We start from the raw sequence: 11,983 nt of genomic DNA, 5'->3' as shown, positions 1-11,983 counted from the left end.
TCACCGCTCCCGGGGCCGCCCGGCGCGCGCCGTTCGGCGCACGGGTCGTTCCGTGCCCGCAGCCGGCGGGCCTCCGCTCACTCCGCCGGAGCGCCGGCCTCGACCGGGGCACCGGCACGGGCCGACGGCTCCGCCGCCTCCCCCGCCGACCGGGCCTGACCGGCCGTCTCGGCGTGCACCTCGATCGTCGTCTCGACGGCGACCACCACCGTCTCGCCCGAGCGCTGCCCGGCCCGGATCGAGTCGATCCTGGCCAGCACCTTGCCGCGCAGGTCGGCCGGGGTGTCGTCGCAGCCGCAGGAACGCTTGATCAACGCCTTGATCGCCTGCTCCAGCCCGTACTGCTTCAGGCACGGCGAGCACTCCTCGAAGTGCTCACGCAGCTTGGCGCAGTCGCCCTCGGCCATCTCGTTGTCGAGGAATTCGTAGAGGTGGTCGAGGACCTCGCCACACTCGGTGTCGTTCGGATCGCCGCAGCTCATGAGCCCGAGCCCTTCGCTTCCTGCCCTGCCCCACTGCCGGCCGGGACCAGCCCGCGCTCACGGGCGTAGTCCTCCAGCATGCCGCGCAGCTGACGGCGGCCGCGGTGCAGCCGGGACATCACCGTACCGATGGGAGTACCCATGATGTCCGCGATCTCCTTGTACGCAAAGCCCTCGACGTCCGCGAGATAGACGGCGATACGGAACTCCTCCGGGATGGCCTGGAGGGCGTCCTTCACGTCGCTGTCCGGGAGGTGGTCCAGGGCCTGGGTCTCCGCCGAGCGCAGACCGGTCGACATGTGCGACTCGGCCCGGGCCAGCTGCCAGTCCTCGATCTCCTCGGCGGCGGTGCGCTGCGGCTCCCGCTGCTTCTTGCGGTACGAGTTGATGAACGTGTTGGTGAGGATGCGGTACAGCCAGGCCTTGAGGTTGGTGCCCTCGCGGAACTGGTGGAACGACGCGTACGCCTTGGCGAACGCCTCCTGGAGCAGGTCCTCCGCGTCGGCCGGGTTGCGGGTCATCCGCAGCGCCGCCGAGTACATCGGATCCAGGTAGCCCAGGGCGTCACGCTCGAAGCGGTCCCGCCGGGCCTCCTCGCTCTCCTCCGCCGACACCCGGAAGGTGTCCTCGCCGATCGCCTCGGCCAGCTCCTCACCGGTGAGCGCCTCGCCCGTGGGCAGGCCCTCATCCGGGCCCCGGCCCGGCTCGGCCTCGTGCTCGGTCCCGACGACCGGACCCACCTCCTCGGCATGACGGGCACGACCCACGGCGGGCCGCCCCGAAATGGAGGATATCGGGCTGACGGGCTTCTCGCCCGCGGCAATCCAGTCCGACCACGAGGGGGCGAACGTCGCCGCGGCCTCGCGCTCGTCCGGCCGCTCGGGGCACGCGATCGAACCCATCTGCCCTGCCTTCCATCGGGACTCAAGCTGACGAGGGTGTCAACCACTGGAATCACTCCCGCATTCCCGCCCCCCGCCCGCAGTTCGCTCGAACGGGTGAACAGAGCGTGACAGCCCGCGCACGGGGCCCCGGGAACCCCCTCAGACCAGCCCCAGCACCCAGTCCCCGACCGCCGACGTGATCAGCTCCAGCACCTCGCCCTGACCGACCGGCGCCCGCTTCGGCACCTCGAAACCGTGACTGCCGTACTCCAGCGCCACCAGCGCGTGCGTACCGGGCAGCTCCGGGAACTCCGCAGGCCCACCGAACGGGTCGGCCGCACTCTGCACCACCAGCGTCGGCAGACCCGAGCCCAGCAGTTCCCCCGCCCGGCTCTTCTCCGGCCGGCCCGGCGGATGCAGCGGGAACGCCAGCGCCACCACCCCGACCGCCCCGGCCGCCGCGCCCGTCCGGCAGGCCACCCGGGCCCCGGCGCTGCGCCCGCCCACCACCAGCGGCAGACCGGCCCCGGCCAGCCGTTCGGCCACCGGCGCCCACCCCGCGTCCAGCGTCTTCGGCGCCGGCCCGAGCCGCTTCCCGGCCACCCGCCAGGGCTGCTCCACCAGCGCCACCGAGATCCCCCGCGCCGGCAGCGCCGCGGCCAGCGCCACCAGGTCCCGCGCCTCGATCCCGCCGCCGGCGCCGTGTCCCAGTGCCAGCACCGCCCGCGGTGCGGCCGCCGGGTGCAGGGTGATCCGGGCGTCCCCGACGGGCGTCGGGACGAGTTCCCTCGTCACGGCCTCGCGGGCGGCGGTTTCCCGGGCGGCGACCGCCCGGTCGGCGGCTTCCTGGTCGGCGGCTTCCTGGTTCACGGCGGCTCCGGTACGAACGACGGGGAAGGACGGGGAGAGGACAGGGGAAGGCGACGGCCGGGAGGCAGGGCGCGGCGGAGCTCAGAAGAGCGTGGTCTCGTACTCGACCTCGGTGTACGGCTCGGTCAGACCGGGCTCGTCGTTGCGGATGCTGCCGACCGCCGGCGACACCGGAGTGGCCCGCAGTGCCCCCGGCGGCGGGGGTATCAGCAGCCGCCGCAGCTCCTCGGGGTCGTCCCGCCGCGGATCCAGCCACTCGTCGAACGATCCCGGATCGAGGAAGAGCGGCATCCGCTCGTGGATCGGCGCCAGCAGCTCCTCGGCCTCCGTGGTCACGACGGTGAACGTCACCAGCCAGCCCTCCGGGTGGTCCGACGGCACCGTCCGGTTCCGCCAGAACTCGTACAGCCCGGCCAGGGCGAGCGGCGAGCCGTCCGTCCGGGAGACGAAGAACGGCTTCTTCCTCGCCTTCCCGCGCTCACCCGGCACCGTCTGCCACTCGTAGTAGCCGTCCACCGGCAGGATGCACCGCCGGGACGCGAAGGCCTGCCGGTACGAGGGCTTCTCGTGCACCGTGTCCGAACGGGCGTTGATCATCTTCACCGCCGTCTCCGGCGACTTCGCCCACTGCGGCACCAGCCCCCAGCGCAGCACCCGCAGCTGCCGCACCGGAGCCCGTTCCCCCTTCGGCACCCGTTCCAGCACCACGAAGGCGCTCTGCGTGGGCGCGACGTTCCAGCTCGGAGCCAGCGTCTCGGCCGGATCCCACTGCCGGACGCCGAACAGCTCGACGATGTCCTCGGGCCTGGTGCTCGAAGCGAAGCGACCGCACATGCCGTCAGCTTGCCACGACCGCGACCCCCGCCGGGTTTCTCACCCCCTCCTCACGCCCGCCGGAGAACCACCCGCCCCCGCCCGGCCGTCCCCCGCATGGCAGGCTGCCACCCCGGGACGGCCGAAACCGAGGCGGAGGAGACCCCCATGGACGCCAGGACCATCGACGAACTGTGGACCGCCGTCACCGGCACCCAGCCCGCCCCGCCCGGCTGGCTCGCCCTCGCCACCGGCGCCGTCGCCCTGCTCGCCGTCCTCACCCGCCCGCTCTGGCGGATCACCCGCAACGCGGTGACCATCGCGCACGAGGGCGGCCACGGACTCGCCGCCCTCGTCACCCGCCGCAGGCTGGCCGGCATCCGGCTGCACTCCGACACCTCCGGCCTCACACTCTCCTACGGCCGCCCCACCGGCCCCGGCATGGTCCTCACCGCCGCCGCCGGCTACCTCACGCCCGCCCTGCTCGGACTCGGCTGCGCCGCCCTGCTCGCGGCCGACCGGATCACCCTGCTGCTCTGGCTCGCCATCGTCCTGCTGCTCGCCCTGCTGGTCCGCATCCGCAACGCCTTCGGCTTCCTGAGCGTCCTGCTCACCGGCGCCGCCTTCTTCCTGGTCTCCTGGTTCGGCACCCCCGAGGTCCAGGCCGGCTTCGCCTACCTCGGCAGCTGGTTCCTGCTGTTCGGCGCGGTCCGCCCGGTCCTCGAACTCCAGCACCAGCGCCGCCGCGGCCAGGCCGGGGACTCCGACGCCGACCAGCTCGCCCGCCTCACCGGCGTCCCCGGCCTCGCCTGGACGGCGCTCTTCCTGGTCACCGCACTCGCCGCCCTCGCCCTCGGCGCGAGCTGGCTGCTCCGCCCCCTCTGAGCAGGAGCCCCCGCCGACGCGGGCGAAAGGACAGTTCCGGTACGGCCCCTAAACTTGCCCCATGACCGAGACCCTGTGGCCCGCCCCCGTCGCGACCAGCCCCGTTGACGCCACCGTCACCATCCCCGGCTCCAAGTCGGTCACCAACCGGGCCCTGGTGCTGGCGGCCCTGGCCGACGAGCCCGGCTGGGTGCGCCGACCGCTGCGCAGCCGCGACTCCCAGCTGATGGCCGACGGCCTGCGCGCGCTCGGCGTCGGCATCGAGGAGCAGGTCAACAACGACTCCGGCGGCACCGGGGGCGGCGAGGCCTGGCGGGTCATCCCCGCCCCCGCGCTGCGCGGCCCCGCCTCCGTCGACGTCGGCAACGCCGGCACGGTCATGCGTTTCCTCCCCCCGCTCGCCGTCCTCGCCGACGGCCCGGTCCACTTCGACGGCGACCCGCGCAGCCACGAGCGCCCCCAGCACGGCGTGATCGACGCCCTGCGCGCGCTCGGCGCCCGGATCGAGGACGGCGGCCGCGGCGCCTTCCCGCTCACCGTGCACGGCACCGGGGCCCTGGAGGGCGGCCCGGTCGAGCTCGACGCCTCCTCGTCCTCGCAGTTCGTCTCCGCCCTGCTGCTCTCGGGCGCCCGCTACAACCAGGGCGTCGAGGTCCGGCACGTCGGCGGGCCCGTCCCCTCGCTGCCGCACATCCGGATGACCGTCGAGATGCTCCGGCTGGCCGGCGTCCAGGTCGACGCCCCCGGGGACGGCGGCGAGAAGGACGTCTGGCGGGTCACCCCCGGCGCCCTGATCGGCCGCGACATGGTCGTCGAGCCCGATCTCTCGAACGCCGCACCGTTCTTCGCCGCCGCCCTGGTCACCGGCGGCCGGGTCACCGTCCGCGACTGGCCCCGCCACACCACCCAGCCGGGCGACCAGCTGCGCGACCTCTACACCCGGATGGGCGGCAGCTGCGAGTTCACCGACGAGGGCCTCCAGTTCACCGGCACCGGCCGGATCCACGGCATCGAGGCCGACCTGCACGACGTCGGCGAGCTCACCCCGGTGATCGCCGCCGTCGCCGCCCTCGCCGACTCCGAGTCCCACCTCTACGGCATCGCGCACCTGCGGCTGCACGAGACCGACCGGCTGGCCGCGCTCGCCAAGGAGATCAACGACCTCGGCGGCGACGTCAGCGAGACCGAGGACGGCCTGCGGATCCGCCCGCGCAAGCTGGGCGGCGGCGTCTTCCACACCTACGAGGACCACCGCCTGGCCACCGCCGCCGCGGTGATCGGCCTCGCCGTACCCGGCGTCCAGGTGGAGAACGTGGCCACCACCGCCAAGACCCTGCCGGACTTCCCCGCGATGTGGGACGAGTTGCTCACCGGAGTGGTGGCGGGCGGCTGAGCGGGAGACTGGGGACATGCGCCGTTACGGCAAGGACGCCGACGAGGACGACATCCGCAACCGGCCCGGACGGAAGGGCTCCCGCCCTCGCACCCGGATCCGGCCCAAGCACGAGGACGCGGCCGAGGCGATGGTGCTCACCGTCGACCGCGGCCGGCTGACCTGCCTGATCGACCCGGGCACCAAGCAGGAACGCGAGATCGTCGCGATGAAGGCCCGCGAGCTGGGCCGCAAGGGCGTCGTCGTCGGCGACAACGTCTCCATCGTCGGCGACCTCTCCGGGGACGCCGACACCCTGGCCCGGATCGTCCGGGTCGAGGAGCGCAGCTCGGTCCTGCGGCGAACCGCGGACGACGACGACCCGTACGAGCGGATCGTCGTCGCCAACGCCGAGCAGCTCGCCATCGTCACCGCCCTGGCGGACCCGGAGCCCCGGCCCCGGCTGATCGACCGCTGCCTGGTCGCCGCCTACGACGCGGGGATGGAGCCGCTGCTCGTCCTCACCAAGGCCGACCTCGCCCCGGCCGAACCCATGCTGGACGCCTACGCACCGCTCGGCATCCGGTACGTGGTGACCCGCCGGGACGAGCTGGCCACCACCGGCGCCGAGGTCGTCCGGGAGCGCCTGCGCGGCCTGCGCACGGTGTTCATCGGCCACTCCGGCGTCGGCAAGACCACCCTGGTCAACGCCCTCGTCCCGGAGCACCAGCGGAGCACCGGGCAGGTCAACTCGGTCACCGGCCGGGGCCGGCACACCACGGTGTCGGCCCTCGCGCTGCGCCTGCCGCCGCCGCCCGGGGCCAAGCCGGGCTCGAAGAAGGCACTGGACACCGGCTGGGTGATCGACACCCCCGGCTTCCGGTCCTTCGGCCTCTCGCACATCGACCCGTCCCGGGTGATCCTGGCCTTCCCCGACCTGGAGCCCGGCACCGCCGAGTGCCCGCGCGCGTGCAGCCACGACGAGCCGGACTGCGCGCTGGACGCCTGGGTGGCCGAGGGGCACGCCGATCAGGCCCGGCTCTACTCGCTGCGCCGTCTGCTGGCCAGCAAGGAGGCCCGCGAGGACGACTGACCCGCCCGGGTGCGCGGGTGACCCGCCCGGGTGCGCGGGCGGAGTCCGGGGTTTTCGCGCGTTCGAGGTGTCGGAGCACCGCTGCCTGGTGATCATAGGAAAGTCGGGCCGGATCACGGCCCGTTTCCGGCGATCGACAGGGAGAGCACGCGATGGCATGGGCCCTGGTGATCCTGGCCGGTCTCCTGGAGACCGGCTTCGCGATCAACCTCAAGCTCAGTGAAGGCTTCACCAAGCTCTGGCCCACCATCAGCTTCTGCGTCTTCGCCCTCGGCAGCTTCGGTCTGCTCACGATCTCCCTGAAGACCCTCCCGGTCGGCCCCGCGTACGCGGTGTGGACCGGGATCGGCGCGGCCGGCACCGCGATCTACGGCATGGCCTTCCTGGACGAGACCACCTCGGTGCTCAAGCTGGTGTCGATCTCCCTGGTGATCGCCGGGGTGATCGGCCTCCAGCTGAGCGGTTCCGCGCACTGAGCCCCCGCCCGCCCGGGGCGGGTCCGGCCCGGGGCCCGGCCCTTCCCGGTCCGGTCCGCGAGCCCGACTGTCCCGATCGGGGAGGGCTCGCTAGGGTTTCGGACATGGCCGACTACCACGACGACCTCCGACTCGCCCACGTCCTCGCCGACTCGGCCGACTCGGTCACCCTGGAGCGCTTCCGCGCACTCGACCTCCGGGTCGAGACCAAGCCCGACCTCACCCCCGTGAGCGACGCCGACAAGGCCGCCGAGGAGCTCGTGCGCAGCATCCTCCAGCGGGCCCGCCCGCGCGACGCGGTGCTCGGCGAGGAGTTCGGCCTCCAGGGCACGGGACCGCGCCGCTGGGTGATCGACCCGATCGACGGCACCAAGAACTACATCCGCGGCGTGCCGGTCTGGGCGACCCTGATCGCGCTGCTGGAGGACGGCCCGGACGGCGTCGAACGGCCGGTCGTCGGCATCGTCTCGGCCCCCGCGCTGAACCGCCGCTGGTGGGCCGCCAAGGACCTCGGCGCGTTCGCCGGCCGCAGCCTGGCCAAGGCGAGCCGGATCCGGGTCTCCGGCGTCTCCCGGATCGAGGACGCCTCCTTCTCCTACTCCTCGCTCTCCGGCTGGGAGGAGCGCGGCCGCCTCGACCCGTTCCTCGACCTCACCCGGGCCTGCTGGCGCACCCGCGCCTACGGCGACTTCTGGTCGTACATGATGGTCGCCGAGGGCGCGGTCGACATCGCGGCCGAGCCGGAACTGTCCCTGTGGGACATGGCGGCCAACTGCATCATCGTCGAGGAGGCCGGCGGACGCTTCACCGGCCTGGACGGCGTCCCGGGCCCGGGCGGCGCCGACGCGGTCGCCTCCAACGGCCTGCTCCACGAGGAGGCGCTGGGCCGCCTCGGCGTGTGACCCCGGCAGTGCCCCGTGACATGGGTGCGGGCCCGCCACGACCGGTGCTCCGGTCGCGGCGGGCCCGCTGCTCATCGGGGGCGCGCCGGCGTCACCGCTGCTTGCGCAGCTCCCGCACGGCCGCCTCCAGGCGCTGACCGTAGTCGGCGTCGGCCTTGCGGAAGTTCTCGATCGCCCGCTCGACGATGTCGTCGCGGTCGGCCGAGACCTTGGCGATGAAGCCGGCCAGGTTGGCGACCAGCCGCTGCTTCTCGTCCTCGCCGATCAGCCGGTACAGGTTGCCCGCCTGCACGAAGTCGTTGTCCTCGGCGTGCGAGGGGGCCTCGGAGGTGCCGGTGGCACCGCTGACGGGGGTCGGCGCCCAGAGCGGCCGGCCGGTCTGCACCGGGCCGCCGAAGCTGTTGGGCTCGTAGTTCTTCTGGCGGCCGTGCCGGCCGTCGTACAGGTGGCCGTCACGGCTGTTGTTGCGCGCCTCGGCGGCGTGCGGGCGGTTGACCGGCAGGTGGTCGGCGTTGATGCCGACGCGGTAGCGGTGGGCGTCCGCGTACGCGAACAGGCGGCCCTGCAGCATCTTGTCGGGGGACGGACCGATGCCGGGCACGAAGTGCGACGGGGAGAAGATCGACTGCTCGACCTCGGCGAAGACGTTGTCGGGGTTGCGGTTGAGCTCCAGCTTGCCGAACTCGACCAGCGGGTAGTCGGCGTGCGGCCAGACCTTCGTCAGGTCGAAGGGGTTGAAGCGGTAGTTCGCCGCGTCGGCGGCCGGCATGATCTGGACGCTGACCGTCCAGGTGGGGAACTCGCTGCGCTCGATGGCCTCGCGCAGGTCCCGCTGGTGGCTGTCCGGGTCCTCGCCCGCGAGCTTGGCCGCCTCCTCCGACGTCAGGTTCCTGATCCCCTGGTCGGTCTTGAAGTGGTACTTGACCCAGAAGTACTCGCCGGCCTCGTTCTGCCACTGGTAGGTGTGCGAGCCGAAGCCGTCCAGGTGCCGGTAGGAGGCCGGGATGCCGCGGTCGCCGAACAGCCAGGTCACCTGGTGGGTGGCCTCGGGCGACAGGCCCCAGAAGTCCCAGACGTTGTCCGCCTCCTGCGAGCCCGTGTACGGGTCGCGCTTCTGGGTGTGGATGAAGTCCGGGAACTTGGTGGCGTCCTTGATGAAGAACACCGGGGTGTTGTTGCCGACGAGGTCGTAGTTGCCCTCCTCGGTGTAGAACTTCAGCGCGAAGCCGCGCGGGTCGCGCACCGCGTCGGCGGAGCCGAGGTTGCCCGCCACGGTGGAGAACCGCAGGAAGGTCTCGGTCTGCTTGCCGACCTCGGAGAGGAACGCCGCCCGCGTGTAGCCGGTCACGTCGGCGGTCACGGTGAACGTGCCGTACGCGGCCGCGCCGCGGGCGTGCACCACGCGCTCCGGGATCCGCTCGCGGTTGAAGTGCGCGAGCTTCTCGAACAGCTGCTGGTCCTGGATCAGCGCCGGACCGCCGACACCGGCGGTCTCGGTGTTCTGGTTGTCGGCGACGGGGGCACCCGCCTCCGTGGTGAGGGTGGGGCGCAGCTCGTCCTGGGTAGTCATAAGAGGGTGCCTCCGCGTGATCCGGTCGTTACGACTCGATCCTAACTTGGACTTTGTCCAAGTCAACACTGGAACCAGACTGGGAGTGCACTTACCCTGTACCCATGAGTGACCTGCTGGAACGGCTTCGCGGACGTGGATGGCGGCTGACCTCGCAGCGCCGGGTCGTGGCCGAGGTCCTCGACGGAGAACACGTCCACCTCACCGCCGACGAGGTGCACGCGCGCGCGGCGCAACGGCTGCCCGAGATCAGCCGCGCCACCGTCTACAACACCCTCGGCGAACTCGTCTGCCTCGGCGAGGTGCTGGAGGTCGCGACCGACGGCCGCGCCAAGCGGTACGACCCCAACGCCCACCACGCCCACCAGCACCTGGTCTGCTCCGGCTGCGGCGCCATCCGCGACGTCCACCCGCTGGGCGACCCGCTGGCCGCGCTGCCCGCCTCCGAGCGGTTCGGCTTCACCGTCTCCGGCGCCGAGATCACCTACCGCGGCCTCTGTCCGGACTGTACGACCGGCCCCTGAGCAGCCCCCGCGAACCGCCCCCGGCGCCACCACCCCCGGCACAGGGCGTCCGGGCGGACCGAGCAGGCGGGCACCTCGACCCGGTGAACGACGAGGACGACGAGGACGGCGCCCGACCCGCGGCGAGCGGCGCCGGGTGCCCCCGGCCGGGCCCGGCGCTACGCGCTCAGCTCGGCGTGGAGGGCGCCCAGCAGGCGGCCGGCCCGCTCGGCCACCTCGGCCGGACCGTAGTCCGCCGCCCGCCGGCACCAGTTCTCCGCCTGCACCGGCTCCCCCCGGCGCAGCGCCAGCAGCGCGAGCCGCAGCGCCGCCCGCCCGTGCCCGGCGTCCGCGGCCCGGGTGTACCAGAGCATCGCCTCGGCCTCGCTGTCCTGCCGGGCCAGCAGCAGCCCCAGGTTGAACGCGGCGCTGCGGCTGCCCGCCGCCGCGGCCCGCCGGTACCAGCTCTCGGCGATCTCCAGCGCCCCGCGCTCGGCCGCCCGCACGCCCATCCGCACCTGGGCCCGCCGGTGCCCGGCGTCCGCCGCCACCGCGTACCAGTGCTCGGCCTCCTGGTCCGCGTCCCCGCGCCGGTCCAGCACCGAGGCCAGCCGGAACGCACCCTCCGCCGACCCGCCCGCCGCCGCCTGGCGGTAACGCTCCAGCGCGCCCGCCAGATTGCCGCGCTGCTCCTGCACCACCGCCAGCTGAAGCGCCGCCTCGCCGTGCCCCTCGGCCGCGGCGCGCGCGTACCACTCCTGCGCCTGCCGCTGCTCGCCGCGCCCGGCGTGCAGGACGCCCAGGTTGAAGGCGCCGTCCACGCTGCCCGCCTCCGCGGCCTTGGAGAACCACGGTTCGGCGCCCGACTCGTCACCGCGCTGCAGCAGCACCACGGCCAGCGCGTTGCACGCCTCCCGGTGCCCGGCGTACGCGGCCCGGCGGTACCACTGCTCGGCCTGCTGGTCCCGCCCGGCGCCCGCGCAGAGCAGCCCCAGGTTGAACGCGCCGTTCTGGTCCCCGGCCTCCAGCGCGCTGCGGTACCAGCGCTCCGCCTCGGCGGCCTCGCCGCGCGAGGCGTGCAGCGCGCCCAGCGCGTTCGCCGCGTTGCCGTCCCCGGCCTCGGCCGCCTCCTGCCACCACTCGGCGGCCGCACCGAGATCCCCGGAGTCGCGCAGCAGGAAGCCCAGCGCGCACGCGGCCCGGGGCTCGCCGTTCTGCGCCGACTGCCGGTACCAGCGGGCGGCCTCCTCCAGCAGCGCCTGGTCCCCGCCGGCCCGGTCCTCCAGCAGGACGCCGAGGCGCAGCGCCGCCCGGGCGTGGCTGCGGGCGGCCGCGATCCGGTACCAGGCCTCCGCGGTCTCCTTGTCCCCGGCCGCCTCCCGCATCCGGGCCAGCCGGTAGGCGGCCTCCCGGTGTCCGGCGTCGGCGGACACCTTGAACCAGCGTTCGGCGCGGACGTCGCGCCGGTGCTCCATCAGGTCGCCGAGCGCGTACGCGCCCAGCGGGTGACCGTGGTCGGCGGCGAAGTGCAGCCAGTACTCGGCCGCCTCCTCCTCGCCCTGGTCCCGCAGTTGCAGGCCGAGCGCGTGCGCGGCCGGCGCGCTGCCGGCCACCGCGGCCTGCCGCCACCACTGGGCCGCCTCGGCCCGGTGGCCCTGCTGGTGCAGCAGCACGCCGAGGTTGTTGGCCGCGGAGCGGAGTCCGGCAGCGGCGGCCCCGCGCAGGTACGGCTCCGCGTCCTCCAGGTCGCCGCGGCGCAGCAGCAGCGTGCCGAGCCGGCCGGCGGCGTCCGCGTCGCCGTCGTCGGCGGCCTGACGGTGCCGGGCTTCCAGTGCGGCCTGCTCGCGGGCGGCCAGCGCGGTCTCGAAGCTCGCGGAGTCGAAGCCGGCGTGCTCGCCGGCGTCCGCCCCCGGGCCGCTCTGTTCGGTGAGCGCGCCGTACGGGCCGATCTCGGCGGTGAACCGGCTGGTGGGGACGTGCACCAGACTGTCCGGGCCGTAGCCGGGCGCCGGGCGGCGCTCCGTCAGGCCGCTGGTGCGCTGGGCGGGCAGGGCACCCGGGTTCCGCTCGGGGCTCTCCCCAGCGGAAGAACTCGGCGGCGTACGCGACCTCGCCCTTCGCCTCGGCGAGTGT

12 protein-coding genes are annotated in these 11,983 nt (G+C 73.8%); 6 read left to right on the top strand and 6 right to left on the bottom strand.

The window, feature by feature from the left end; translation table 11 throughout:
* Positions 1-77: 77 nt before the first annotated feature.
* The 4 genes from rsrA to ACFWOG_RS34745 all read right to left on the bottom strand — a co-directional run bounded on the left by rsrA (position 78) and on the right by ACFWOG_RS34745 (position 3,070).
* The gene (gene rsrA, locus ACFWOG_RS34760; protein ID WP_329883125.1) at positions 78-482 is read right to left on the bottom strand and encodes a mycothiol system anti-sigma-R factor; all 405 of its coding nucleotides are present in this window, start codon (positions 480-482) and stop codon (positions 78-80) included.
* Entirely contained in the window at positions 479-1,222 is a 744-nt protein-coding gene (locus ACFWOG_RS34755; RefSeq protein WP_329883212.1) for a sigma-70 family RNA polymerase sigma factor, read from the bottom strand. Before ACFWOG_RS34755 ends, rsrA begins: the two co-directional genes overlap by 4 nt.
* Positions 1,223-1,525: 303 nt before the next feature.
* The gene (locus ACFWOG_RS34750; protein ID WP_380363254.1) at positions 1,526-2,161 is read right to left on the bottom strand and encodes an alpha/beta family hydrolase; all 636 of its coding nucleotides are present in this window, start codon (positions 2,159-2,161) and stop codon (positions 1,526-1,528) included.
* 156 nt (positions 2,162-2,317) lie between these two features.
* On the bottom strand, positions 2,318-3,070 hold the full coding sequence (locus ACFWOG_RS34745) for an SOS response-associated peptidase (protein WP_329952283.1): 753 nt from the start codon (positions 3,068-3,070) through the stop codon (positions 2,318-2,320).
* Between the two features lie 147 nt (positions 3,071-3,217).
* Here ACFWOG_RS34745 and ACFWOG_RS34740 point away from each other — a divergent pair, with 147 nt between their 5' ends.
* The 5 genes from ACFWOG_RS34740 (at position 3,218) to hisN (ending at position 7,777) form a co-directional block, all read left to right on the top strand.
* Entirely contained in the window at positions 3,218-3,934 is a 717-nt protein-coding gene (locus tag ACFWOG_RS34740) for a M50 family metallopeptidase (RefSeq protein WP_329883127.1), read from the top strand.
* Between the two features lie 61 nt (positions 3,935-3,995).
* On the top strand, positions 3,996-5,327 hold the full coding sequence (gene aroA, locus ACFWOG_RS34735; RefSeq protein ID WP_329883128.1) for a 3-phosphoshikimate 1-carboxyvinyltransferase: 1,332 nt from the start codon (positions 3,996-3,998) through the stop codon (positions 5,325-5,327).
* 16 nt (positions 5,328-5,343) lie between these two features.
* Positions 5,344-6,399 carry a ribosome small subunit-dependent GTPase A gene (rsgA, locus tag ACFWOG_RS34730; RefSeq protein WP_329883129.1) on the top strand — a complete coding sequence of 352 codons (1,056 nt, stop codon included), beginning with the start codon at positions 5,344-5,346 and terminating at the stop codon, positions 6,397-6,399.
* 152 nt (positions 6,400-6,551) lie between these two features.
* Entirely contained in the window at positions 6,552-6,875 is a 324-nt protein-coding gene (locus ACFWOG_RS34725; protein ID WP_329952285.1) for a multidrug efflux SMR transporter, read from the top strand.
* 104 nt (positions 6,876-6,979) lie between these two features.
* Entirely contained in the window at positions 6,980-7,777 is a 798-nt protein-coding gene (gene hisN, locus ACFWOG_RS34720; protein WP_329952286.1) for a histidinol-phosphatase, read from the top strand.
* A 91-nt stretch (positions 7,778-7,868) separates the two neighbouring features.
* Here the strand turns inward: hisN and ACFWOG_RS34715 are convergent, their stop codons facing one another.
* The gene (locus tag ACFWOG_RS34715) at positions 7,869-9,347 is read right to left on the bottom strand and encodes a catalase (protein ID WP_329883132.1); all 1,479 of its coding nucleotides are present in this window, start codon (positions 9,345-9,347) and stop codon (positions 7,869-7,871) included.
* 104 nt (positions 9,348-9,451) lie between these two features.
* Here ACFWOG_RS34715 and ACFWOG_RS34710 point away from each other — a divergent pair, with 104 nt between their 5' ends.
* Complete coding sequence (locus ACFWOG_RS34710; protein ID WP_329883133.1) at positions 9,452-9,871, top strand: Fur family transcriptional regulator; 420 nt, start codon at positions 9,452-9,454, stop codon at positions 9,869-9,871.
* 158 nt (positions 9,872-10,029) lie between these two features.
* Here the strand turns inward: ACFWOG_RS34710 and ACFWOG_RS34705 are convergent, their stop codons facing one another.
* Entirely contained in the window at positions 10,030-11,706 is a 1,677-nt protein-coding gene (locus ACFWOG_RS34705; protein WP_380363252.1) for a sel1 repeat family protein, read from the bottom strand.
* Positions 11,707-11,983 lie beyond the last annotated feature (277 nt).

The organism is Kitasatospora sp. NPDC058406, from assembly GCF_042722765.1.
In the GTDB taxonomy this organism is placed as follows: Bacteria; Actinomycetota; Actinomycetes; order Streptomycetales; family Streptomycetaceae; genus Kitasatospora.
The sequence above is the reverse complement of the archived record's forward strand: the minus strand, read 5'-3'. Positions and strand labels throughout refer to the sequence as shown.